Origin of the sequence: Streptomyces fradiae ATCC 10745 = DSM 40063, assembly GCF_008704425.1 — a bacterium.
GTDB classification, from domain to species: domain Bacteria; phylum Actinomycetota; class Actinomycetes; order Streptomycetales; family Streptomycetaceae; genus Streptomyces; species Streptomyces fradiae.
On sequence record NZ_CP023696.1, the window covers coordinates 4,767,021 to 4,788,034 of the forward strand.

Annotated in this window: 16 protein-coding genes and 1 pseudogene; 7 read left to right on the plus strand and 10 right to left on the minus strand. The window is 75.1% G+C overall.

Going from position 1 to position 21,014, the window contains the following annotated elements; translation table 11 throughout:
* Window positions 1–24: 24 nt before the first annotated feature.
* Window positions 25–591: pseudogene (locus CP974_RS21415) on the plus strand (hypothetical protein); the annotation flags it as partial.
* A gap of 244 nt (window positions 592–835) precedes the next feature.
* Here the strand turns inward: CP974_RS21415 and CP974_RS21420 are convergent.
* The gene (locus CP974_RS21420; protein ID WP_031131099.1) at window positions 836–1,408 is read right to left on the minus strand and encodes a cob(I)yrinic acid a,c-diamide adenosyltransferase; all 573 of its coding nucleotides are present in this window, start codon (window positions 1,406–1,408) and stop codon (window positions 836–838) included.
* A 242-nt stretch (window positions 1,409–1,650) separates the two neighbouring features.
* Between CP974_RS21420 and CP974_RS21425 the strand changes: the two genes are divergently transcribed.
* The 3 genes from CP974_RS21425 to CP974_RS21435 all read left to right on the plus strand — a co-directional run bounded on the left by CP974_RS21425 (window position 1,651) and on the right by CP974_RS21435 (window position 6,302).
* The gene (locus CP974_RS21425; protein ID WP_031131102.1) at window positions 1,651–2,499 is read left to right on the plus strand and encodes a 3-hydroxyacyl-CoA dehydrogenase family protein; all 849 of its coding nucleotides are present in this window, start codon (window positions 1,651–1,653) and stop codon (window positions 2,497–2,499) included.
* A gap of 145 nt (window positions 2,500–2,644) precedes the next feature.
* Complete coding sequence (locus tag CP974_RS21430; RefSeq protein ID WP_031131104.1) at window positions 2,645–2,968, plus strand: STAS domain-containing protein; 324 nt, start codon at window positions 2,645–2,647, stop codon at window positions 2,966–2,968.
* Window positions 2,969–3,344: 376 nt separating this feature from the next.
* The gene (locus CP974_RS21435; RefSeq protein ID WP_224354482.1) at window positions 3,345–6,302 is read left to right on the plus strand and encodes an ATP-binding protein; all 2,958 of its coding nucleotides are present in this window, start codon (window positions 3,345–3,347) and stop codon (window positions 6,300–6,302) included.
* Between the two features lie 209 nt (window positions 6,303–6,511).
* Here CP974_RS21435 and nucS read toward each other — a convergent pair whose 3' ends face one another.
* Window positions 6,512–7,183: an endonuclease NucS gene (nucS, locus tag CP974_RS21440; protein WP_031136969.1), complete on the minus strand. Its 672-nt coding sequence runs from the start codon at window positions 7,181–7,183 to the stop codon at window positions 6,512–6,514.
* A gap of 221 nt (window positions 7,184–7,404) precedes the next feature.
* Here nucS and CP974_RS21445 point away from each other — a divergent pair, with 221 nt between their 5' ends.
* Window positions 7,405–7,797 (plus strand): SCO5389 family protein, encoded by a 393-nt coding sequence (locus CP974_RS21445; RefSeq protein ID WP_031136971.1) that lies wholly within the window; start codon window positions 7,405–7,407, stop codon window positions 7,795–7,797.
* A 236-nt stretch (window positions 7,798–8,033) separates the two neighbouring features.
* Here the strand turns inward: CP974_RS21445 and CP974_RS21450 are convergent, their stop codons facing one another.
* On the minus strand, window positions 8,034–9,068 hold the full coding sequence (locus CP974_RS21450; protein ID WP_031136915.1) for an LLM class flavin-dependent oxidoreductase: 1,035 nt from the start codon (window positions 9,066–9,068) through the stop codon (window positions 8,034–8,036).
* A gap of 230 nt (window positions 9,069–9,298) precedes the next feature.
* Here CP974_RS21450 and CP974_RS21455 point away from each other — a divergent pair, with 230 nt between their 5' ends.
* The gene (locus CP974_RS21455) at window positions 9,299–9,637 is read left to right on the plus strand and encodes an Rv1322 family protein (protein ID WP_031136917.1); all 339 of its coding nucleotides are present in this window, start codon (window positions 9,299–9,301) and stop codon (window positions 9,635–9,637) included.
* Window positions 9,638–9,847: 210 nt separating this feature from the next.
* Here the strand turns inward: CP974_RS21455 and CP974_RS21460 are convergent, their stop codons facing one another.
* The 7 genes from CP974_RS21460 to mce all read right to left on the minus strand — a co-directional run bounded on the left by CP974_RS21460 (window position 9,848) and on the right by mce (window position 19,654).
* Window positions 9,848–10,672 carry an ABC transporter permease gene (locus CP974_RS21460; RefSeq protein WP_031136919.1) on the minus strand — a complete coding sequence of 275 codons (825 nt, stop codon included), beginning with the start codon at window positions 10,670–10,672 and terminating at the stop codon, window positions 9,848–9,850.
* Window positions 10,669–11,865, minus strand: coding sequence for an ATP-binding cassette domain-containing protein (locus CP974_RS21465; RefSeq protein WP_085921240.1), 1,197 nt, complete (start codon window positions 11,863–11,865; stop codon window positions 10,669–10,671). The genes CP974_RS21460 and CP974_RS21465 overlap by 4 nt, the downstream gene beginning before the upstream one ends.
* A gap of 129 nt (window positions 11,866–11,994) precedes the next feature.
* A complete protein-coding gene (locus CP974_RS21470; protein ID WP_031129837.1) occupies window positions 11,995–12,774 on the minus strand; it encodes an ABC transporter permease in 780 nt (259 codons plus the stop codon).
* Window positions 12,775–12,777: 3 nt separating this feature from the next.
* Window positions 12,778–13,722 (minus strand): ABC transporter ATP-binding protein, encoded by a 945-nt coding sequence (locus tag CP974_RS21475; RefSeq protein ID WP_031129835.1) that lies wholly within the window; start codon window positions 13,720–13,722, stop codon window positions 12,778–12,780.
* 148 nt (window positions 13,723–13,870) lie between these two features.
* A complete protein-coding gene (locus tag CP974_RS21480) occupies window positions 13,871–14,806 on the minus strand; it encodes a coiled-coil domain-containing protein (RefSeq protein WP_031129833.1) in 936 nt (311 codons plus the stop codon).
* A gap of 115 nt (window positions 14,807–14,921) precedes the next feature.
* Window positions 14,922–19,037, minus strand: coding sequence for a polarized growth protein Scy (gene scy, locus CP974_RS21485; RefSeq protein ID WP_031129832.1), 4,116 nt, complete (start codon window positions 19,035–19,037; stop codon window positions 14,922–14,924).
* 176 nt (window positions 19,038–19,213) lie between these two features.
* The gene (gene mce / locus CP974_RS21490) at window positions 19,214–19,654 is read right to left on the minus strand and encodes a methylmalonyl-CoA epimerase (RefSeq protein WP_031129831.1); all 441 of its coding nucleotides are present in this window, start codon (window positions 19,652–19,654) and stop codon (window positions 19,214–19,216) included.
* Between the two features lie 148 nt (window positions 19,655–19,802).
* On the opposite strand from mce, the gene CP974_RS21495 reads away from it, so the two are divergent.
* Window positions 19,803–21,014 carry an acetyl-CoA C-acetyltransferase gene (locus CP974_RS21495; RefSeq protein ID WP_031129830.1) on the plus strand — a complete coding sequence of 404 codons (1,212 nt, stop codon included), beginning with the start codon at window positions 19,803–19,805 and terminating at the stop codon, window positions 21,012–21,014.

Genomic DNA, 21,014 nt, shown 5'->3' on the forward strand with positions numbered 1-21,014 from the left:
GCGCGGCGGCGGCACGCTGGACCCATGGTCGTCACATTGATCGTGATCTGCGAAGTCGGCTTCTGGGTGCTGCTGGCGGCGGGGCTCGCCACCCGGTACGTGCTCCGGATGCCGCGTACCGGCGCGGCGCTGCTGCTGTGCGAGCCGCTGCTGGAGGTGGTCCTGCTGGTCGTCACCGCCGTCGACCTGCGCGGCGGCGCCGAACCGAGCTGGCGGCACGGGCTGGCGGCCCTGTACATCGGCTACACCGTCGGCCACGGGCACCGGACCGTGAAGTGGCTGGACGGCCACGCCGCCCACCGCCTGGCCGGTGCCCCGCGCCCGGCGGGCCCGCCCCGGTACGGGACGGCGCGCGCCCGGTACGAGGGCCGCCTGTGGCTCGGCACCCTGCTCGGCGCCGCCGTCGCGACGGCCCTGCTCCAGGCCGCCGTCTGGTACGTGGACGACCCGAGCCGGGTGGGCCCGCTCCAGAGCTGGATGGGCGGGGCGTGGCGGGCGGTCGCCATCCACGGGGTGATCGCCGCGTCGTACGCGATCTGGCCGAAGAAGCCCCCGAAGGAGAGCCGGGACGAGAACCGAGAGGAGACCCGGGACGAGAACCGAGACGAGAACCGAGAGGAGAACAGGGACGAGGACCGGCAGGAGCCCATGGCGGGCACCTCGGAGCAGGCCCCGCGTGAGCGGCTCCGCACGGAGGGCTCGGAGCGGGACCAGCCCCGGCAGGGCCCCCGGAACGGCTCGGCGCGCCCCCCGCGGGAGGACGCCCGCCCCGAGGACCACCTTCAGGACCGTCCCGAAGCCCGCCCGAGCAGGCGCTGAAGCCCGTCCGGCGCCGCTAGCGCTCCCCGCCCGGCACCCACAGGACGTCCCCGACCTCCTTGTTGGCCGTCCGGGCGAGGATGAACAGCAGGTCGGACAGCCGGTTCAGGTACGTGGCCGTCAGGGCGTTCATCGTCTCGCCGTGCACCTCCAGCGCGGCCCACGTCGAGCGCTCCGCGCGGCGCACCACCGTGCACGCCTGGTGCAGCAGCGCCGCGCCCGGCGTGCCGCCCGGCAGGATGAAGGAGCGCAGCTTGTCCAGGTCCTCCAGGAACCGGTCGCAGTCCGCCTCCAGCTTGTCGACGTACCCCTGCTCGACGCGCAGCGGCGGGTACTCCGGGTCCTGGACGACCGGGGTCGCGAGGTCGGCGCCCACGTCGAACAGGTCGTTCTGCACCCGTACGAGCACCTTCACGACCTCCTCCGGCAGCGCGCCGAGCGCGATGGCCGTCCCGATGACGGCGTTCGCCTCGTTCGCGTCGGCGTACGCCGCGATCCGCAGGTCCGTCTTGGCGGTGCGGCTCATGTCGCCGAGCGCCGTCGTGCCCTTGTCGCCGGTACGGGTGTAGATGCGCGTCAGATTGACCATACGGCCAGCCTAGTGACGTCCCGCCCCGCCGGAAGCCCCGCCCGCCGCGGCCCGCGTCACACCCCCGCCGGCGGGTGCCGGACCGGCGCCTTCCGGCCACGTGGCTCACGGGCCGCGGCACCCTGGTGTGATGTCCGTCATCTGAGACGTGACGCGCATCTCTTCACCGCCACAGGAACCCTTCCGGGCAGTAACCTCCCGCCGGAGAACCGAAAAGTGGACGCGTGTGAAGGGGATTGAACGTGGCCAGGAAGCTCGCCGTCATCGGCGCCGGACTCATGGGGTCCGGCATCGCGCAGGTCTCGGCCCAGGCGGGCTGGGACGTCGTCCTGCGCGACGTCACGGACGCCGCCCTCACACGCGGCACGGACGGGATCAAGGCGTCGTACGACAAGTTCGTCGCCAAGGGGAAGCTGGACGCCGCCGACGCCGAGGCCGCGCTGGGCCGCATCACCACGACCACCGACCTGGACGCCGCCGCCGACGCCGACGTCGTCGTCGAGGCCGTCTTCGAGAAGCTGGAGGTCAAGCACGAGATCTTCCGCGCCCTCGACAAGCTCGTCCGGGACGACGCGGTCCTCGCCTCCAACACCTCCGCCATCCCGATCACCAAGATCGCGGCGGTCACCGAGCGCCCCGAGCGGGTCGTCGGCACCCACTTCTTCTCGCCCGTCCCGATGATGGCGCTCTGCGAGCTCGTCCGCGGCTACAAGACGAGCGACGAGACGCTGGCCACCGCCCGCGAGTTCGCCGAGTCGGTCGGCAAGACCTGCATCGTCGTCAACCGCGACGTGGCCGGCTTCGTCACCACGCGCCTGATCTCGGCGCTCGTCGTCGAGGCCGCCAAGCTCTACGAGTCGGGCGTCGCCTCCGCCGAGGACATCGACACCGCCTGCAAGCTGGGCTTCGGCCACGCCATGGGGCCCCTCGCCACCGCCGACCTCACCGGCGTCGACATCCTCCTCCACGCCACCGGCAACATCTACACCGAGTGCCAGGACGAGAAGTTCGCCCCGCCGGAGCTGATGCGCCGCATGGTGGACGCCGGCGACATCGGCCGCAAGAGCGGTCAGGGCTTCTACAAGCACTGACCCCTCCGCACCAAACCGTGTTCACCCCCCGGGGTGAATTTGGTATCGGTTCGCTCACAACGCGCAACTGCTCAGGTGATGCGGCAGTCAGTTGTTGCAACAGAAAGATGTGACGGAAAACGAACAGCACTCTCGGGGAGCGCATATGCACATCAGGGGCGACCACACCGAGCTGGTCGTCGGGGGCCGCCTCGACGTCCGCAGCGCGGCGGACGCCCGTACGGTCCTGCACTCGGCCGTGGACGACGGGTCCGGCGACCTGGTGCTCGACCTGACCGGCCTCGACTCCTGGGACGCCACCGGGCTCGGGGTCATCATGGGAGCCCACCGCCGTGCGGGCCGCTGCGGCCGCCGCCTCGTCCTGCGCGGTGTCCCGCCCCAGATGCAGCGCCTCCTCGTGGCGACGCGGCTCCACCGCATCCTCGCCATCGAGGGCGGCCTCGCCGCCGAGTCGCTGCCGCGCGTCTGAACCGCCGCCCGGCAACCGGCGGCCCCGGCAACCGGCGGCCCCGGTGACCGGACGGCGCCCCCGTGAACCGCGGGCCGGCGGGTGCGGAACGGAGCACCCGCCGGCCCGCGGCTCGCGTACGCCGTCGCCGCGGGCCGGGGGCGTGCGAGCCGCCCGTACATGCGGGACCAATCGCCCCACCCGCCCATAGTCACAAGACCGTGACGTCTGGGGCGGCCGGCACCCCGGCTGTTTCCCCGCACCCGGCGGACGTCTAGGGTCTTGGTCGTCTGCCCATCGACGGACCCACACGGCGGGCACCGGACCAGAAGCGACAACGCGCGTGCAGATCGGCCGGGAGGGGCTTCGCCGCACCACGCTTTTGGGGGCTTTCACCATGGACCCGATGAACCCGCAGCCGGACGACCCCGGCCACGACCCGACCGGCGGCGCCGCCCGCCCCGGCGGCGACAGCGGTCGCCCCCGCACCTCCCGCGACGACCTGCCCGCCCCGGCAGGCGCCGGTACGCCGCCCGCCCCCGCCCGCACCGCCAAGCTCGTCACCGGCGACTTCCTGCTCACCGTCAACCCCGTCGACGGCAGCGAGATCGAGCCCTGCCCGCCCGGCCGCCAGCCGGAGGCCCCCGCCCGCCGCACCCCCGAGCAGCGCGCCGAACGCGACCGCGCCGCCGCCCCGCCCGTCCCCACCGGGCCGGCCGCGCCGCACCCGCCGCTGCTGCGCCGCGACGACGAGCGGGAACGGCTCGTCCAGCTCCTCTCCCGCGGCCGCTCCGTCCGCCTCACCGGCCCCGCCGGCTCCGGGCGCACCCGGCTCCTCGACGCCGTCGCCGCCGACTGCGCCGACCTCGCGCCCGACGGCGTCATCCGCCTCTCCGGCCACCGCCGCACCGTCGGTGAGGTGCTGTACGCCCTGTTCGCCGCCGTCCACCACGCCCCCGCGCACCGCCCCGACCGGGCCGGAGTGCGCGCGTACGTCCGGGAGATCGGCGCCGTCGTCCTCCTCGACGACCTGGAGTTCGGCGGCGCGGCCCTCGACGAGCTGCTCGACGCGGCCCCCGAGTGCGCCTTCCTCCTGGCCGCCACCCCCGGCACCCCGGCCCCCTCCCCGGACGCCTCCGTCGAGGAGGTCGCCCTCGCGGGCCTCGACCGGTCCACCACCCTCGAACTCCTCGAGCACGCCGTCGACCGGCCGTTGACCGACGAGGAGGCCAACTGGGCCGGCGACCTGTGGTTCGAGTCCGAGGGGCTGCCCCTGCGCTTCGTCCAGGCCGGTGCCCTGCTCCGGCAGCGCGACGCGCTGCGCGGGCCCGCCCCCGGGGACGAGGGCGCAGACCCGGACGGCAGCGTCTTCACCGACGTGCGCGACACGCCCCTGCCGAGCCTCGGCGAGGCGGCGGCGCCCGCCGCGCTGCTCGCCTCCCGGCTCTCCGAGGCCGCCCGCGACACGCTCCGCTTCGCCGTCGCCCTCGGCGGCGAGGTCCCCCACCAGGCGCACCTGCCCGCCCTCGTCGGCGACACCCACGCCGACGCCGCGCTCGGCGAGCTCGTCCGCTGCGGGCTGCTCACCCCCGTCGGCCCCCGCCACCGGCTGGCGCCCGGCGTCGCCGAACAGCTCGCGGAGCACGGCTACGAGGAGGGCGCCCCCGCCCGCGCCCACACCGCCGCCCAGCACTACGCCTGGTGGGCGGGGCACCCGTCCGTCGCACCCGAGCGGGTCGCCGCGGAGTCCGACGCGGTGCTCGCCGCCCTGCACGCACTCGCCTCCAGCCAGGAGGCCGGACACGCCAGCGCCGCCGTCCTGCTGGCCCGCAGCGCCGCGCCCGCCCTCGCGGCGGCGCTGCACTGGGGCGCCTGGGAGCGGGCGCTGCGCTCCGGCCAGGCCGCCGCGCGGCTCGCGGGCGAGGTCGCCGAAGAGGCGTACTTCCACCACGAGCTGGGCGTCCTCGCCCTGTGCCGGGGCAACCTGGAGCGGGCGCGCGCCGAGCTGGAGGCGTCCATCGCGCTGCGCGGCGCCCTCGCCGACAAGCGCGGCACGGTCGCCGGGCGGCGGGCCCTCGCCCTGGTCGCCGACCGGGAGCGCGGCGCCGCCCTGCACGGCGCCCCGGCCGCGCCGCCGGTCACCCTCCGCGCGCCCACCCCGCCCGGCACGGGCGGCACGGGCGGCGCGGCCGGGGCGGGCGGCGCCGGCGGTACGAGCGGTACGGCGCCGGGCGGTGCGGGACCGGCCGGCGCCGGGCCCGGTGCGGCGGGCGGCGCGGCCGGCGCGGGCCGGCCGGCACTCGCGGGCTCGGCGGGCGGCTCGGCCGCGGCTCCGGGCGCCTCCGGCGGGTACGGCACGTCCGCCCCCGCGGGCCGTACGACCGGCCCCGCCTTCGGCGCGGCGGCGACCGGCGGGCCCGGCGGGGACGTCGCCTCCGGTTCCGCTTCCGCCGCCGGTCCGGCGCGAGGACCCGCGTACGGCTCCGGAGGGGCGGACTTCGACACCGCGTACGCCGCCGTCGTCGCGGGCGCGCAGGGCGGCAAGTACGCCGCCGCCCCGGCCCGCCAGGCGCGGTCGGCGCGCAGGCGCCTGCGCGGCCTGATGGTGGCCGGCACCCGGCGGAACCTGGTCGCGGCCGGGGCGGGCGCCGTCCTCGCGGCGGTCCTCGGCACGGTCGTCACCATCGGCGCCACCTCCGGCAGCGGCGACGGCGCCCCGGCCGACGGCACGGCCGTCACCGAGCACTCGGCGGACACCGACGCCGTCGGCGGCGGGGGCTTCGAGGAGACGGACCCGGGCGACGGCTCCACCGGCACCCCGGGCGGCGGCACGGGCGGCCCCGGCACCGGGGCGACCGGCGACGCCCCCGGCTCGTCCCAGGAGCCCGGTACGGCCGGCCCCACCGGGGACGAGGCGTCCGACCCCGCCGCGAGCCCGTCGGCGACGGACGACGACCCGGCGTCCGGCGGCACGGGCGGCGACGACGACGGCGCGGGCACCGGCGGCGACGGCACCACGGGCGGCGGCTCCACCACCTCCCCGGGCACCACGGGCTCCCCGACCTCGGGCGGCGGCTCGGGCAGCGGCAGCCCCGACCCCTCCGGTTCCTCGTCGAGCCCGGCGCCCTCCACCTCGTCGACGCCGCCCCCGGAGCCCACCCCGACCGGTGACGCGGGCGGCACCACCGGCTCGGACAGCGGCAGCGATGGCGGCGGCGAGTCCGGCGGCTCGTCGGCGACCGCGAGCGGCCCGGTGGCCCCGCCCGGCGACCCCGGTACGACGGGCGACTCCGCGACGACGGGCGACTCCGGGACGACCGGCGGGACCGGGACGACCGGCGGCACGGCCGCCTGACCCGCCGGGGGAGCCCGCCGCGGGCCCGGTCCCGGTGCGCCCGCCCGCCCCGCCGGTCCCGCCCAGCGGACCGGCCCCGCACGGCAGGACGGCCCCGGGCGGTGTCACCGCCCGGGGCCGTCGCCGCGGAGCACGCCGTACGGCGGCGCCGTCCGTACGGTGGGGGCGGACGGTGAACCACCGGCCGCCCCCGCCGTGCTGACGCTCCGTCAGAAAAGTCGCAGCTTGTCGTCCTCGATGCCGCGCAGTGCGTCGTAGTCCAGCACCACGCAGTCGATGCCCCGGTCCGTCGCCAGCACCCGCGCCTGCGGCTTGATCTCCTGCGCGGCGAAGACGCCCTTCACCGGTGCCAGGTGCGGGTCCCGGTTCAGCAGGTCGAGGTAGCGGGTGAGCTGCTCGACGCCGTCGATCTCGCCGCGCCGCTTGATCTCGACGGCCACCGTGCCGCCCTCGCCGTCCCGGCACAGGATGTCCACCGGGCCGATCGCCGTCGGGTACTCGCGGCGGATCAGCGTGTATCCGTCACCCAGTGTCTCGATCCGGTCGGCGAGCAGCTCCTGGAGGTGCGCCTCCACGCCGTCCTTGATGAGACCGGGGTCGACCCCCAGCTCGTGGGACGAGTCGTGGAGGACCTCCTCCATCGTGATGATCAGTTTCTCGCCCGCCTTGTTGACGACCGTCCACACGCCGGAGGACTCCCCCTCGCCCTCCTTGAGGGTGCACGGCGGGGACATCCAGTTGAGGGGCTTGTAGGCCCGGTCGTCGGCGTGGATCGAGACGCTGCCGTCCGCCTTGATCAGGATCAGCCGGTGGGCGGAGGGGAGGTGGGCGGTGAGCCGGCCCGCGTAGTCCACGGAGCAGCGGGCGATGACGAGACGCATGGTGCGCAACGCTACTCGACGCACGCGGTATCGCGCGATTCGGTGCCAAACGGCCCTGGAACCTTGGCCTGTTGTGGGCCAATCTCCTGGTGCGGTCCGGACAGCGCGCCTACCGTGGAAGCGGGAGGTCGTCACTCGTGCACGCAGCGTGTGCGTACGGGGGGCTCCTCCCGCCCTGCCCGTAAGACCCCGCTCCCCGCGGGGTCGCGAGAGGAGAACCCATGTCGCTCGACGTCTCACCGGCCCTTATGGAACAGGCCGAGCGAGGCGAGGTCGACGAAGCCGCCTTCGTCGACTGCGTCCGGACCTCCCTGCCCTTCGCCTGGGAGATGATCAGTTCTCTGGTGGCCCGGCTGAGGGAGGACGGGGGTGCCTTCGCCGACAACCAGACGCCCCCGCCGGACGAGCACGCGCGCGGCCAGCTCCTGCGCGCCATGGCGAGCGACGCGATACGGGGGGCGCTGGAGCGCCACTTCGGCGTCCGGCTGGCCTTCCAGAACTGCCACCGCGTCGCCGTGTTCCCGCCGGGTCCGGTGGCCGACGAGCGGCTCGCCCGCTTCACGTCCGTACGCGCCCAGCTCCTGAACCAGTCGCCGGTGCTGCGCGACTGCTGACCGCCGCGCACGTGTTGCCGCTCCGCTCCGCGGCGCCCCGGCCGGCGCCCCGGCGCAGGGGCGGCAGTCGCGCCCCGCCGGGCCTCGCCGCCGCACCGCGTCCCGCCCCGCACGCGCGCCCGCCCCACCCGAGCCCATCGCCCGCGCGCCCGCCGCCCGAGCCGGCCGCCCACGCGCCCATCGCCCACGCGCCCGGCCACCGCGCCCGCCCCGCTCCCGGGCCGCGCCCCGCCCGCTCACCGCAGCAGCGGCAGCACCTCGGCGCCGAGCCGGTGTACGTTCTCCTCCGTCGCCGCGAGCTGCCCCGACCCCTCCACGAGCAGCGCGAACCGCCGGATGCCGGTCCGCTCCGCCGTGGCGGCCAGCCGGTCCGCCGCGAGCCGGGGCGTCCCGACCGGGTGCAGCCGGCACAGCAGCTCGGTGTACGCGTACGGATCCCGCATCGCGCGGGGCCGCCCGTCCACGGTCACATGGGCGCCCAGGCCGTCCCGGAGCCACCCCGGCACGGCCTTCAGCAGGACCTCCACGGCGTCCGCCGTGTGGTCGGCGAGCTGGGCGACCCCGGCCGACACATGGCCGTCCGCGATCCGCTCCACCTCGTCCGGGTCGTGGCCGGCCGCCAGTGCCTCGCGCCGCCACAGGGCGGTCATCTCCGCCTTCTCCTCGTCCCCGCAGTGCATGCCGAGCAGCATCGGCACCCCGTGCGCGGCGGCGAGCCGGACACTCCCCGGCGAGGTGCAGGCGAGGACCGCCTCCGGCGCGCCGGACCCGTCGATCAGCTCGTCCGGCCGGGGCACGACCGGCACCTCCCGGAAGCGGTGCCGCTCGCCGTCCGCCGCCACCCGGTCCTGGCGCAGCCAGCGCAGCAGCACCTCCAGCGACTCGGGGAAGTGCCGCTCGTACGCCTCCAGGCCCGCGCCGAACACCTCCAGGTCGACCCACGGCCCGCCCCGCCCGACGCCCAGCGTGAACCGCCCGCCCGAGGCGATGTGCAGCAGCGCGGCCTGCTCGCCCAGCGCGACCGGGTGCGCGGTCGGCAGCACGCTCACCGCCGTGCCGACCCGGATGCGGCGCGTCCGGCCCAGCAGCAGCGCGGCCAGGGTGATGGCCGAGGGGCACACCCCGTACGGCACGAAGTGGTGCTCCGCCAGCCACACCGCGTCCAGCCCGGCCTCCTCGGCGGCCTCCGCGGAACGCACCGCGCGGTGCAGCGCCTCGCTGTGGCCCTGGCCGGGGAACTGCGCCGCCGGCACGAAGGTTCCCACGCGCATTGCCTCATGCCTCCTCGACGGCAGGTACCGGTTCTCCTCATCGCGGTCAACGGCTGACACGTGCCAGGGGCAACGGCCCACGGCCGGGTTGTTGCGATTTTCTGGTAACCGCCCCCGGACGAGGGGCTGCTCGTACAGGTGTCGGAGGGTCGCCGGGTCGTCGGGGGGCCGCCGGAAGGCGCTTAGGCTGGACGGGATACCTGCCCGCCGCGCCCTGTGAGGTGTTTTCCGTGTCCCCGCGCCGCAACCGGCCCCACAAGAGGGGCGGAGAGAGGACCCCCGAGACCGGAGGGGACGACGGCGACCGCTACGGCGGCTTCCAGCGGACGGAGAGCTGGCAGGGCGAGGACTGGTCGGTGCGGAACGTGGCGGGCGCGAGCGCCGCGGGGAAGCGCTACCGCTGCCCCGGGTGCGACCAGGAGATCCCCTCCGGCGTCCCGCACGTGGTGGCCTGGCCGCAGTACGGCGGCGGCGTGGACGACCGGCGGCACTGGCACCGGGCGTGCTGGAACGCGAAGGACCGCCGCACCACCCGGGTGCAGCGGTCCCGCAACGCCCCACGCTACTGAGGCCCCGGTCCTGCGGGCCCCGCCCGCACGGACCCCGGTCCCCCGGCCGCCGGGGCCCGACCTGACGGCCCCCGGCCCACGGCGCCCCGCCCCCGCGACCCGAGCCCTCCGGCCCACGGCGCGCCCCGCCCCCCGGAACCCGACGGCCCCCGGCACCGCGCACGCCCCCTCGGCCGCCGCGCCCCGGAGCCCCCGCGCCCGTACGGCCCCTCAGGCGTCCCTGCGGTCGAGCACCGCGTACGCCCCGCCCAGCGCCGCGGCGGTGACGCCCATGAGGATCCACAGCGCCCCCCAGCCGGACGTCATCGGCACGTCGGAGGCGAGGCCCTCGGTGTACATGGCGCTCAGGAGCGTCGGGATCGAGTACTCGACGAGGGTGTCCCGCACCCCGTGCAGCGCGTTCGCGTACATCCCGATCGCCAGCACGTACGGCAGCAGCACCAGGCCGATCATGGTGGTGATCGAGCCGGCCGAGTGGCGCAGCAGGGCGCCCACGGCGAGCGACAGCAGTCCCAGGCACGCCATGAACAGCCCCACGCCGACCGTGACGCGCAGCCACTGCCCGGCGCTCGCCCCGCTCGTCGTGCCGAGCATGGCGCTCTGCACCACCGCCGTGACCGCCGAGACGATGGTCGTGGTCGCGAAGACGACCCCGAAGAAGACGATCGCCTTGGCCGTGAGCACCCGGCTGCGGCTCGGGCACGCCGTCAGCGTCGTACGGATCATGCCCGTGCCGAACTCGGAGGTGATCGTCAGCACGCCGAGCGTGATCACGCACACGGTGGCGAGCATCATGCCGGGCAGGCCCAGGCCGAGGACGGAGCCGCGGGGCTCGACCTCCCCCTCCGGCACCCCGTCGAGCGCGAACGCCAGCAGCGCTCCGAAGCCGACGACGAGCACGACCATCACGCCCAGCGTCCAGATCGTCGACCGCAGCGACCGCATCTTGGTCCACTCGGAGGCGACGGCGTCCCCGAGGTGGGCGCGGCGCACGGGGATGGGGGAGGTGTACGGGGTGGTCGGGGTGGTGGTCATCGCGCTTCCTCGGGACTCTCGTGCGTACGGCTCCGCTCCGGCCCGCCCCCGCCCGGCGCCCCGCCCCCGTCCGGCCCCGCAGCCGGCACCGCGCCGGGGGCCGGGGCGGCCGGCGCCGGCACCGCGCCGGAGACGGGTGCGGCGGGGACGGGCACCGCGCCCGGCGCCGCTCCCGGTACGGGCGGCGGGGGTGCGTACCAACCCTCCAGCGGCACCTCGGGGACGACGGGCGCCTCCGGCTGCTCCGGCAGGGGGCCCAGTTCCGCGAGCCGGTCGTCGGTGGAGCGGTAGTCCACCGCGGCCTGCGTCAGCCGCATGTACGCCTCCTCCAGCGACGCCTGGTGCGGGGACAGCTCCCACAGCCGCGCCCCCGCCCCGTGCGCCAGGTCGCTGATGCGGGGGAGCGGCAGCCCGGTCACGCGCAGCGCCCCGTCCCGCTCGGGGAGCACGAAGCCCCCGGCCTCCGTCAGCGCGGCGACCAGCCGCTTCCGCTGCTCCGGCTCGTCCGCCGGGACGCGGACGCGGGCGAAGCCGGCGGAGTTCGCCGCGATGAAGGCGCGCACGCTCATGTCCGCGAGCAGCCGCCCCCGGCCGATGACGATCAGGTGGTCGGCGGTCAGCGCCATCTCGCTCATCAGGTGCGAGGAGACGAGGACCGTGCGGCCCTCGGCGGCCAGCGCCCTCATCAGGTTCCGCACCCAGAGGATGCCCTCCGGGTCCAGGCCGTTGACCGGCTCGTCGAAGAGGAGCACCTGCGGGTCGCCGAGGAGCGCCGCCGCGATGCCCAGGCGCTGGCCCATGCCGAGCGAGAAGCCCTTGGAGCGCCTGCGCGCCACGTCCCTGAGGCCGACGACGCCAAGCACCTCGTCCACGCGGCCCGCGGGGATGCCGGCGAGCTGGGCGAGGGCGAGCAGATGGGCGCGGGCCGTGCGCCCGCCGTGCACCGCGCGCGCGTCGAGCAGGGCGCCGACCTGGCGGGGGGCGTTGGGCAGGGCGCGGAAGGGGTGGCCGCCGATGGTGACGTGGCCGGAGGTGGGCCGGTCCAGGCCGAGGATCATGCGCATGGTGGTCGACTTGCCGGAGCCGTTGGGACCCAGGAACCCGGTGACGACGCCGGGCCGCACCTGGAACGACAGGTCGTCCACGGCGGTCTTGGCGCCGTAGCGCTTGGTCAGGCGGACTGCCTCGATCATTCTCCAGCCCCACACAGGTCGGTTCGGCGGCGGGCGGCGGCGCACCGCGCGTCCGTGCGCCGCCACCCGTGAGAAGTAGGAAGGGGGCGGAGCCTTGACGGTTCCGCCCCCTACAAACGTACGCGAAACCTACGCGTCGCGGTTCCGCAGCACCAGGTAGCCGCCGGCGAGGGCCGCCGCCACCCACAGCGCCATGATCCCGAGGCCGCCCCACGGGCCGTACGGCGCGGGGTCCTGGCCCAAGGCGCCGGGCACGACCTGCATGATCGCCGAGCCGGCCTGGTCGGGGAAGTACCGCGCCACGTCACGGGTGGCGGGGATGGCCGACATGATCTGCGTCACCAGGAAGAAGAACGGCATGAGGATGCCGAGCGACAGGATCGAGGAGCGCAGCATCGCCGTCACGCCCATCGCGAAGACGGTGAGCAGGCACATGTAGAGGCCGCCGCCGACCACGGCGCGCAGCACGTTCTCCTCGCCGATCGTCGTGCCGTGCTCGCCGAGCATCGCCTGGCCGGTGAAGAAGGCCAGGAAGCTGGTGAGGAGGCCGACGACCAGCGCCAGCAGCCCCGCCACGGCGATCTTGCCGTAGAGGAACGCGGCCCGCTGCGGCACGGCCGCGAGCGAGGTGCGGATCATGCCGGTGCTGTACTCGGTGCCGACGACCAGGACACCGAAGACGATCATCGCGAGCTGCCCCAGGGTCATCCCGGAGAAGCTGATCATCGTCGGGTCGAAGGTCATCCGGGAGACCTCGTCGAGGTCGTCGAACTGCACGCGCATGAGGGCGCTGAGCGCGGCGCCGACCGCCACCGTCACGGCGAGGGCCGCGGCGAGCGTCCACACCGTCGACGCCACCGTACGGATCTTGGTCCACTCCGACCGCAGGACCGCGGGTACCGATGCCATGGTTCAGGCCCCCTTCGCGTCCGCGCCCCACTGGGGAGCGGCGCCTTCGTGTGCGTGGTACTCGACCGCTCCCGCGGTCATGCGCATGAACGCGTCCTCCAGCGAGGCGCGCTGGGCGCTCAGCTCGTGGAGGACGATCCCGTGCTCGCCGAGCAGTTCGCCGACGTGCTCCGTCGTGGCCCCGTCGATCTCCAGGGCGCCGTCCGCGCCGTCCGCGGCCGTCAGGCCGGCGGCCCGCAGGACGTCCCGGGTCTGCTCCTGCTGCGGGGTGCGCAGGCGCACATAGCTGCGCGAGTTGTGGTGGATGAAATCGGCCATGGAGGTGTCCGCGAGGAGGCGTCCCTGCCCGATGACGACCAAGTGGTCCGCCGTCAGCGCCATTTCGCTCATCAGATGACTCGAAACGAAGATCGTCCGGCCTTCCGAAGCGAGGTGCTTCATCAGATTGCGGATCCAGAGAATTCCCTCGGGGTCCAGACCGTTGACGGGTTCGTCGAACATCAGAATGCGGGGGTCGCCGAGGAGTGCCGCGGCGATTCCGAGACGCTGCCCCATACCCATCGAAAAGTTCTTCGATTTCTTGCGCGCCACCGCCGAAAGTCCGACGATGTCCAGCACCTCGTCGACCCGCCCCTCCGGAATCCGGTTCGACTGCGCCAGGCAGAGCAGGTTGTTGTGGGCGGTCCGCCCGCCGTGCATGGCCTTGGCGTCCAGCAGGGCGCCGATGTGCTTGAGCGGCTCGTCCAGCTCGCGGTAGTGGCGGCCGTCGATCCGGACCGTGCCGCTCGTCGGGGAGTCCAGGCCCAGCATCATGCGCATGGTCGTGGACTTGCCCGCGCCGTTCGGCCCGAGGAACCCGGTCACCATTCCGGGACGGACCGTGAAGGAGAGCTGGTCTACGGCCGTCTTTGTGCCGAAACGTTTGGTCAGGCCCTCTAGTTCGATCATGCGCCCTACGCTACGTAACCGAAAGGCCCCCCGCCAACCGGAATGACGGGGGGCTTTTCCGAAGCTCGCGGCTCCGGTCCCACGGGGGAACGGGACCGGCGGGTCAACCGGCCTTGCGGGCAAGCCCGTCAGGCCCGTGGGCGACCGCTCAGCGGGACTGCTGCGCCGGCACGCCGCGGCCGGTCGCGTCGTCGTCCGGAACGTTCGCCGCGGCGACCGCGGCGCCGGTCAGCGTGGCCAGCATCTCGCGGACGTTGGTGAGCTGGGCGTTGATCGAGTCGCGACGGTTCGTCAGCGCCGCCAGCTCGCGCTCCGATTCGCTGCGGATGCGGTCGGCCTTGGCGTTCGCGTCGGCGACGATGTCCTCGGCCTGGCGCTGCGCCGTCTCCACCGTCTGACGGGCCCGGCGCTCCGCGTCCGTACGCAGCTTCTCCGCCTCCAGGCGCAGCTGCTCGGCGCGGTGCTCGATCTCCGCCAGCCGCTTCTCCGCCTTCGCCTGGCGCGAGGCCAGGTCGCGCTCCGACTGCTCGCGGCGCTTGGCGAGGTTCGTCTCGAAGTCCGCGGCGGCCTGGGCGGCCTTGGCGCGGGTCTCCTCGAAGAGCGCGTCGGCCTCCTCGCGCTTGGACTGGGCGTCCTTCTGCGCCTCGGCGCGCAGCGTGGCCGCCTCGGACTGGGCCTTCTCGACGATGCGGACGCCCTCGTCCTCGGCCTTCGCCTTGCGGTCCGCCGCGTACGCCTCGGCGTCGTTGCGCACCTGCTGCGCGGCCGACTCGGCCAGCTCGCGGTGCTGCTCCGCGGCGCGGCGGGCCTCCTCGCGCAGGTCCTTGGCCTCCTCCTCGGCGAGGCGGAGGATCTTCTCGACGCGGGCGCCGAGACCGGCGTACGACGGCTCGGCGTCGCTCACCTGGGCCTGGGCGTTCTGCGTCTCGAGGTGCAGCTCCTCGATGCGCTTTTCCAGAGCAGTGATCCGGGCCAGAGCACTGTCACGGTCGGCGACGAGCTTGGTAATGCGGTCGTCCACCTGACCGCGGTCGTAACCACGCCGCACGAGCTCGAAGCCGAAGGGGGAGGAAGTGTCGCTCATGGGGTTCCTGTCGAATGAGACCGGTGAGGTGTTAGAGGGAATCCTAGGGGCCCGAGCGGCGTGTCATCGAGCGGATGACCGTTTGGTTGAGAGAATGTCCAGCCTTTCGAGTGGCTCAATCGGCGTTTGACTTGCCCCCCGTACGGGTACCGGCCGCCGCTGCCGCCTTGACGCCGCCGTCCTTGCCGCCGTCCCTCCCGCCGGGCGCGGGCACGGGCGCCTCGAAGGACTCCAGCGCCTCCAGCACCGCCTGGACGCGGGAGATCTCCCCCTGGATGTCCTTCTGACGGCGCACCAGCACCTCCAGCTCCTGCCGGGCCTCCGTCACCAGGGCCTCGGCCTCCGCCTCCGCCTCGGCCTTGACCCGCTCGGCCTCGCGGGACACGTCGGCCTTCTTCTGGTTGGCCTCCTTGAGCAGCAGCTCGGCCTTCTTCACCGCGGCGATGCGGACCTTGCTCGCCTCCGAGTTGGCGTCCGACAGCAGCTTCTTGGCCTTCGCCTCCGCCTCGGCCACCTGCTCCCGCGCCGTCTGCACCAGCTTGTCGGCCCGCTCGCCGGCGACCCTCACCTGCTCGGCGCTCTCCCGGCGGGCCCGCTCGTGCAGCTCCTCGATCTCCGCCTCGGTACGGCCGCGCAGCTCCTCCGCACGCTCCCTTATGGCGCCGGCGTCGCTGCGCGCGCCGACCAGCAGCTCGTCGGCGTCCGTCCGGGCCTTCTCCACCAGGGCGTTGCCCTCGACGGTCGCCTCGGACACGATCCGCTCGGCCTCCTTGCGGGCCGCGCCGACCATCGTGTCCGCCTGCGACTCGGCGTCCGCGGTGGCGCGCAGCGCCTCCTCCCGCGCCTTCGCCACCAGCTCGTCCGCCTGCCCGGCGGCGTCCGCCCGGCGCTTCGCCGCGGCCTCGCGGGCTTCGTCCAGCACCCGGTCCGCCTCCGCGCGGGCCTCCGCGCGCAGCCGCTCCGCGGCCTCCTCGGTCTCCTTGAGGCGCGCCTGCGCCTCCTTGCGGACCCGCTCGGCCGCCTGCTGCGCCGAACCGACCGTCTCGGCGGCCTCGGCGCGCAGCCGCTCCGCCTCCCCGGTCGCCTCGGCGCGCAGCCGCTCCGCCTCCGCCGTCGCGTCCCCGACCAGCCGCTCGGCCTTGCCCGTGGCCTCGCGGACCAGCTTCTCCGCCTCGCCCGTCGCGTCGCCGACCAGCTTCTCCGCCTCGGCGGACGCCTCGGTGACGAGCCGGTCGGCCTGCTCCGCCGCGTCCGCGCGCCGCCTGCCGGCCTCCTCGCGCGCCTCGTCGCCCAGCCGGGCCGCCTCCGCCCGCGCCTCGTCGAGGACCTCGACCGCCTCGGTCGCGAGCCGGTCGGCCTCCTCCGCCGCACGGGCCGTCAGGCGCTCCGCCTCGGCCGTCGCGTCGCCGACCAGCCGCTCGGCCTCGGCCGTGGCGTCGCCGACCAGCTTCTGCGCCTCGGCGGACGCCTCGGTGACGAGCCGGTCCGCCTGCGCGGCCGCCTCGGAGCGGATGCGGTTGGCGTCGCCGCGGGCCTCCGCGCGCGTACGGGCCGCGTCCTGCTCGGCCGACGCCAGCGAGTCCGACGCCTCCGTCCGCACCCGCTGCGCGTACTCGGCGCTGTCCGCCTTGAGCCGGTCGGCCTCCGCCAGGGCCTCCTTGACGGCCCGCTCGGCGAGCGACTTGGCGGCCTCGCTCTCCTCCTGCGCGCGCTCGCGGACCCGGGCCGCGTCCTGCGCGGCCCGCTCCCGCTCCTCGTGGGCGTCGGCGCGGACCCGGTCCGCCTCCTCCTGCGCCTCGGTGCGCGTGCGCTCCGCCGCGTGCTCGGCCGCCGACCGCAGCCCGGCGACCTCCTCCTCGGCGGCCTCCTGGAGCCCGGCCACCGAGTCCCGCACCTGCTGCGCGGTCTGCTCGGCGGCGGAGACCAGCTCCGTGGCGCGCTGGTCCGCCTCCTCGACCAGCCGCTCCGCCTCCGCCTGGGCCTCCTCGACCCGCTTGCGGGCCGACGCCAGCAGCTCCTCGCTCTGCGCGCGGGCCCGGTCGCGCTCCCGCTCCGCCTCGGCGCGCGCGGTGCCCAGCGTCTCCTCGGCCTCCCGGCGGCGCCGGTTCGCCTCGTCCTGCGCCGCCGCCAGCTCCTCGGCGGCCTCCGCCGTGAGCCGCTCGGCCGCACCCTGCGCCTCGGCGCGCACCCGGTCGGCGGTCTCCTGGGCCTCCGTGCGCAGCCGCTCCGCCTCGGCGGCGGCCTCGGCGCGCAGCCGTACGGCCGCGTTCTCCGCCTCCGCGCGCGAGCTCGACGCGTCGGCGGCGGCCTCGGTGCGCAGCCGCCCCGCCTCCTGCTCGGCCTGCTCCTGGAGCGCGCGCCGCCGCTCGGCGGCCTCCGTGCGCAGCCGCTCCGTCTCCTCGGCGGCCTCCCGCCGCAGCCGCTCGGACTCGGCGCGCGCCTCGTCGAGGGCCTTCTCGGCCGCGGCGAGCCGGGCCCGGGCCTCCTCGTGGAGCCGGGCCAGCTCCTCGGCGGCCTCGGCCCGGCGGGCCTCGACGCCCCGCTCGGCCTCCTCGCGCAGCGCCTCCGCGGCGGCCTCCGCGGCCGTGCGCACCGACTCGGCCTGCTCGTCGGCGTCGGCGCGCAGCTGCTCGGCCTCCGCGCGGGTGCGCTCCAGGACCTCGTCGGCCTGGGCGCGCAGGGCGGTGGCCCGCTCGATCGCCTCCGTACGGACCCGCTCGCTGTCGGCGGTCGCCGCAGCGCGCAGCTCGTCGGCGTCCGCCTTCGCCTTGCTCAGCAGCTCCTCGGCGGTCCTGGCCGCCTCCTCGATCTGCTGCACCGACTCGCGCCGCGCCTCGGCGCGGATGCGCTCGCCCTCCGCGACGGCCTCGGAGCGGAGCGTCTCGGCCTCCCCGCGCAGCCGCCGCGCCTCCTCCTGGAGCGCGACGGTCTTGGCGCGGTACTCCTTGGTGTCGTCCTTCGCGGCGCCGCGCAGCTGCTCGGCGGAGTCGGCGGCCTCGCCGACCAGCCGGTCCGCCTCCGCCTCGGCCTCGCGGCGGATCCGCTCGGCCTCCTCGGCCGCCTTGCGGGTGGTCGCCTGGGCCTCCTCGGACGCCTTGCCGAGCATCTCCTCGGCGGCGCGGGCGGCGTTGGCGAGCTGTGCGGCGGAGTCCTCGGCGGCCTTGGTACGGGCCTTCTCGGCGGCCTCCGCGAGGAGCTGCTCGGCCTCGGCGCGGGCGTCGGCGAGGGCCTGCCCGGCGTCCGCGCGGAGCGCCTCGGCCTCCTTGGTGGCCTCGCCGACCAGGCGGGCGATCTCCGCCTTGGCGGTGCGGGTGCGCTGCTCGTTGGCGGACTCGGCGGTGGCGATCCGCTTGGCGGCGTCCTCGGTGGCGGCGGCGACGACCTTGTCGGCCTCGGCGCGGGCCAGCCGCAGCCGCTCCTCGGCCTCCTGCATCCGCTGCTCGGCGGCCCGGGACAGCTCCGCCGCCTGCCGCCGGCTCTGCTCGGCCTCGGTGGCGGTGGCCGTGCGCAGCCGCTCCGCGTGGCCGGTGGCCTCCTGGGCCTGCGCGGAGGCGGCGTCGAGGAGCCGCTCGGCGTCCTTGCGGGCGCGCAGCAGGATCGCCTCGGCCTCGGTGCGGGCCGCCTCGGACTCGGCGGCCAGCCGCCGGCGGGCCTCCTCCGCGACGCGGGCCGCCTCGGCGCGGGCGGCGGCCAGGGCCTGCTCGGCCTCGGCGCGCGACTCCTCCATCAGGCGCCGCGCCTGGGCCTCCGTACGGGCGCGCAGCTGCTCGGCCCAGGCCACGTTCTCGTTGACGTGGGCCTCGACGGTGCGGCGGCGCTCGGCGAGCTCCTGGTCCAGCTGCTGGCGCCGCTGCACGGCCTCGTTGTGCAACTCGGCCTGGAGGCGGGCCTGGTGCTCGGCGTGCTCCTGGAGGATGCGCTGGGTCTGGGCGCGGGCCTCGCGCAGCTCGCGCTCGGCGTCGGTGCGCATCTGCTCGGCCTGCATCTGGGCGTTGCGCAGCATCTGCTCGGCCTGGTAGCCGAGGTCGGCACCGTCGTAAGCGGGCCGGGACGCGATGGTGCGCCGGGCCTCGTGGAGCTTGGCGCGCAACACCTCGACCTGGTAACCGAGGTCCTCGGCGTGCTGGACGGCCTTCTCCCGCTCGGTCTTCAGCCGGTCCATCTCGGCCTCGAACCGCGAAAGGTGGTCGTCGTCAGCCCGGTGGCTCTCCTGGCGTTCGTAGCCCCGCACTGCGCGGTCCCATCCGTCCCCTGGTCGCGAACTCTCTTCGTACGGGCACCGTTCGACGGCGAACGGCCCCCCGGGGAATGGTGTCAGATCGACGCTGCCGACGACGACGCCGCAGGGCGGCTCCGACCCGGCCCCGGCCCGGAGCCGCCCACTCTACCGGGCCGGGATGCGTCGGTTCAGTGCTCGGCTGAGGAGGGCTCAGCCGAGGTGACCAGTTCGGTGAGCACGCCGTGGCAGTCCTTGGGGTGCAGGAACGTGATCCGCGACCCCATGGAGCCGCGCCGGGGCTCGTCGTAGAGGACGCGGACGCCCTTGCCGCGGATGTCCGCGGCGTCGCCGTCCACGTCCGCGGTGCCGAAGGCGATGTGGTGGACGCCCTCGCCGTTCTTCGCCAGCCACTTCGCGACGGTGGAGTCCTCGCGGGTCGGCTCCAGCAGCTGGAGGTAGGAGGCGCCGCCGTCGGACGTCTCGTTGATCTTGAGCATGGCCTCGCGGACCCCCTGCTCCTCGTTGACCTCGGTGTGGAAGACCTCGAAGCCGTACGTCGAGCGGTAGAACTCGACGGTCTTGTCGAGGTCGAAGCAGGCGATCCCGATGTGGTCGATTCTCGTGAGCATGCGAACAGTGCAGCGCTCCGGCGGCCGGTTACGCAACGTGCGCGCCGTCACACCGACGGCCCGGTGACCGCGCGTGGTACCGCTCAGTACATTGGCGGTAAACCCTCGTTCACTCCGCAGCCCTCCCGGCTGAAAGGGGATCGTCCTCATGTCTGGAACGACCGGTACCACCTCCGTCATCGTGGCGGGCGCGCGTACGCCCATGGGCCGGCTGCTCGGCTCCCTCAAGTCCTTCTCCGGCGCGGACCTCGGCGGCTTCGCGATCAAGGCGGCGCTCGACCGGGCCGGCATCGGCGGCGACCAGGTGCAGTACGTGATCATGGGCCAGGTGCTCCAGGCGGGCGCCGGTCAGATCCCCGCCCGTCAGGCCGCCGTCAAGGCGGGCATCCCGATGAACGTCCCGGCGCTGACGATCAACAAGGTCTGCCTCTCCGGCCTCGACGCCATCGCCCTGGCCGACCAGCTCATCCGCGCCGGCGAGTTCGACGTGGTCGTGGCGGGCGGCCAGGAGTCCATGACCAACGCGCCGCACCTGCTGCCGAAGTCCCGCGAGGGCTACAAGTACGGTGCGATCGAGATGCTCGACGCGATGGCGCACGACGGCCTCACGGACCCGTTCGACCACGTCGCCATGGGCGCGTCCACCGAGCGGCACAACACCCGCCTGGGCATCGGCCGCGCCGAGCAGGACGAGGTCTCCGCCTGGTCGCACCAGCGCGCGGCGGCGGCCCAGAAGAACGGCCTCTTCGAGGCCGAGATCACCCCGGTCGAGATCCCGCAGCGCAAGGGCGACCCGGTGATCTTCGCCAAGGACGAGGGCATCCGCCCGGAGACGACCGCCGAGACGCTCGGCAGGCTCCGCCCGGCCTTCGACAAGGACGGCACCATCACGGCCGGCTCGTCCTCGCAGATCTCCGACGGCGCCGCCGCGGTCGTCGTGATGAGCAAGGCCAAGGCCGAGGAGCTCGGCCTGGAGTGGATCGCCGAGATCGGCGCGCACGGCAACGTCGCGGGACCGGACAACAGCCTCCAGTCCCAGCCGTCCAACGCGATCCTGCACGCCCTGAAGAAGGAGGGCCTCGGCGTCGAGGACCTCGACCTGGTCGAGATCAACGAGGCGTTCGCCGCCGTCACCGTGCAGTCCGTGAAGGACCTCGGGGTGTCCCCTGAAAAGGTGAACGTCAACGGTGGCGCGATCGCGCTGGGCCACCCCATCGGCATGTCCGGCGCCCGTATCGTGCTGCACCTGGCCCTGGAGCTCAGGCGGCGCGGCGGCGGCATCGGCGCGGCGGGCCTGTGCGGCGGCGGCGGCCAGGGCGACGCGCTGATCGTGCGCGTCCCGAGCGCTTCGTCGAAGTGA

Bases quoted from the DNA above. Each gene is read 5' to 3' on its own strand.
- CP974_RS21420 (WP_031131099.1), bottom strand. From the start codon at position 1,408: ATGGTCAATCTGACGCGCATCTACACCCGTACCGGCGACAAGGGCACG.
- CP974_RS21430 (WP_031131104.1), top strand. From the start codon at position 2,645: ATGCACATCAGGGGCGACCACACCGAGCTGGTCGTCGGGGGCCGCCTC.
- CP974_RS21435 (WP_224354482.1), top strand. From the start codon at position 3,345: ATGGACCCGATGAACCCGCAGCCGGACGACCCCGGCCACGACCCGACC.
- nucS (WP_031136969.1), bottom strand. From the start codon at position 7,183: ATGCGTCTCGTCATCGCCCGCTGCTCCGTGGACTACGCGGGCCGGCTC.
- CP974_RS21445 (WP_031136971.1), top strand. From the start codon at position 7,405: ATGTCGCTCGACGTCTCACCGGCCCTTATGGAACAGGCCGAGCGAGGC.
- CP974_RS21450 (WP_031136915.1), bottom strand. From the start codon at position 9,068: ATGCGCGTGGGAACCTTCGTGCCGGCGGCGCAGTTCCCCGGCCAGGGC.
- CP974_RS21460 (WP_031136919.1), bottom strand. From the start codon at position 10,672: ATGACCACCACCCCGACCACCCCGTACACCTCCCCCATCCCCGTGCGC.
- CP974_RS21465 (WP_085921240.1), bottom strand. From the start codon at position 11,865: ATGATCGAGGCAGTCCGCCTGACCAAGCGCTACGGCGCCAAGACCGCC.
- CP974_RS21470 (WP_031129837.1), bottom strand. From the start codon at position 12,774: ATGGCATCGGTACCCGCGGTCCTGCGGTCGGAGTGGACCAAGATCCGT.
- CP974_RS21475 (WP_031129835.1), bottom strand. From the start codon at position 13,722: ATGATCGAACTAGAGGGCCTGACCAAACGTTTCGGCACAAAGACGGCC.
- CP974_RS21480 (WP_031129833.1), bottom strand. From the start codon at position 14,806: ATGAGCGACACTTCCTCCCCCTTCGGCTTCGAGCTCGTGCGGCGTGGT.
- mce (WP_031129831.1), bottom strand. From the start codon at position 19,654: ATGCTCACGAGAATCGACCACATCGGGATCGCCTGCTTCGACCTCGAC.
- CP974_RS21495 (WP_031129830.1), top strand. From the start codon at position 19,803: ATGTCTGGAACGACCGGTACCACCTCCGTCATCGTGGCGGGCGCGCGT.